The organism is Streptomyces pathocidini (genome assembly GCF_001418495.1).
In the GTDB taxonomy this organism is placed as follows: Bacteria; Actinomycetota; Actinomycetes; order Streptomycetales; family Streptomycetaceae; genus Streptomyces; species Streptomyces pathocidini.
Window position 1 is genome coordinate 1 of the sequence record NZ_LIQY01000732.1, and the last position, 1,734, is coordinate 1,734.

Below are 1,734 nucleotides of genomic sequence, written 5' to 3' on the forward strand. Positions count from 1 at the left end.
GTGGACGGGGTGGCCGGGGCCGCCGAGGAGGCCGGCAGCGTCAGCGCGGAGTAGCGGTGCATCGCGTGCGGCGGCTGGAGGACCGGGGCGGGGGGTGCTGGGACGCCCAGCAGGTTGGTGCGGTGTCCCGAACCCGTCGCCGCCAGCAGCGCGTTCTCGGATCCGGTCAACGATGCCGCGGCGCTCGCGGATGGCGCTCCGGTCGCCCGGCCGGTGCTCTCCGGGCGGGATGCCGCGCCGGTGTCCTCGCCGCGGGCCAGGGTCCCGTCGACCGCCGCCTCCAGCGGCAGCGCGCCGCCCAGGGCGAGCGCGGCCATCGACACCGCGCCCGCCGCGGCGAACGCGAACCGCCGCCCGCGGGAGGAGGAGCGCTCGACGTCATGGATGCGGAAGCCGCCCTGCTTCGACGGGCCGTAGCCGTCGACCGGCGCGTAGGCGAAGCCGCCGCCCCCGTGCCGTACGTCGAGGACCGGGCCGGAGCCGAAGGGCGGGCCGCCCTCCCCGTCTCCGCTGCCGCCCTCGCCGCCGCCCCCGGGCAGGCCCTGGAGTCTGGCCAGGAAGCCCTCGGTGGGAGGTGGTGGGGCGGCCTCGGCGAAGACGCTCTTCAGCCGGCGCTGCGCGTCGGCCTCCGCCTTGCACTTCCAGCAGGTCGCCAGGTGTGCGAGCACCCGCTCGCGGGCGTCGTGCGCCAACTCGCCGTCGACCAGCGCGGCGAGTCGGTCGCCGAGGTGCTGTTCGACGGGGCTGAGGCCCCCTGATCCGCTCACGCCGTCCCGCCCTCCGCCGCGAGGCCCGGGAACACAGGGGCCAGCGCGCGCTGCTGCTCGGCACGGGCTTCGGGCGAGCGGTGCTGGAGCGCCTTGCGCAGATGCGAGCGGCCGCGGTGGATCCGGCTGCGGACCGTGCCGAGTTTGACGCCCAGCGTCGCGGCGATCTCCTCGTACGACAGACCCTCGATGTCGCAGAGGACCACGGCCGCGCGGAACTCGGGCGCCAGGGTGTCCAGCGCCTGCTGCACATCGGCGTCGAAGTGGGCGTCGTGGATCTCCTGCTGGGGGCTCGGCTCGCGGCTGGCGAGCCGCTCCGCGGCATCGTCACCGAGCGAGTCGAAGCGGATGCGCTGCCGACGGCGGACCATGTCCAGGAAGAGGTTGGTCGTGATCCGGTGCAGCCAGCCCTCGAACGTGCCCGGCGTGTACGTGGACAGCGAGCGGAAGACCCGGACGAAGACCTCCTGGGTCAGGTCCTCGGCGTCGTGCTGGTTGCCGGTCAGGCGGTAGGCGAGGCGGTAGACCCGTGCGCTGTGCGTGCTGACGATCTCCTCCCAGGTGGGAGGGGTCCACGCCGGAACGGCCGCCTCTTCACCGAAGGACGCGGTGGAGAAGCTCGCGGTCGTCGGTGCGGAGTCGGTGGTGGCGCCGGAACGGTCAGCGGTGTCGGTCACGGATTTCGGCTCGCCGGCCGACCTGCGGAAGCGCCTGAGCACTCGCCGGTCACCCGTCGTAGCCGCACCTCCCCTGTCGGCTCTGGTGTCCAGTAGGGCCCCTACCATATCCACCTCGCCCGTTAGCTCCAGATAAGGATCTTTGACCCTCTTTTTATCCACCGCTCCCCCGCCCTCTTCTCCCGTCCCCACCCCCTGTAACGCACGGTCCCATCAGCGGGTTCCCGGGCCAACGGATACAGTCACGGTTGCGTCAACCACGGGGACAGGAGAGGGCCATTACCGCCAAC

General features: G+C 73.0%; 2 protein-coding genes. Both read right to left on the reverse strand.

The features are described 5' to 3' along the window. Positions 1 to 767 (reverse strand): anti-sigma factor family protein (locus tag AOK16_RS24880; RefSeq protein WP_055474328.1); only part of this gene is annotated, 767 nt, incomplete at its 3' end. Beyond that, on the reverse strand, positions 764 to 1,552 hold the full coding sequence (gene sigE / locus AOK16_RS24885; RefSeq protein ID WP_079101771.1) for an RNA polymerase sigma factor SigE: 789 nt from the start codon (positions 1,550 to 1,552) through the stop codon (positions 764 to 766). The genes AOK16_RS24880 and sigE, both read right to left, overlap by 4 nt. Positions 1,553 to 1,734: the final 182 nt, after the last annotated feature.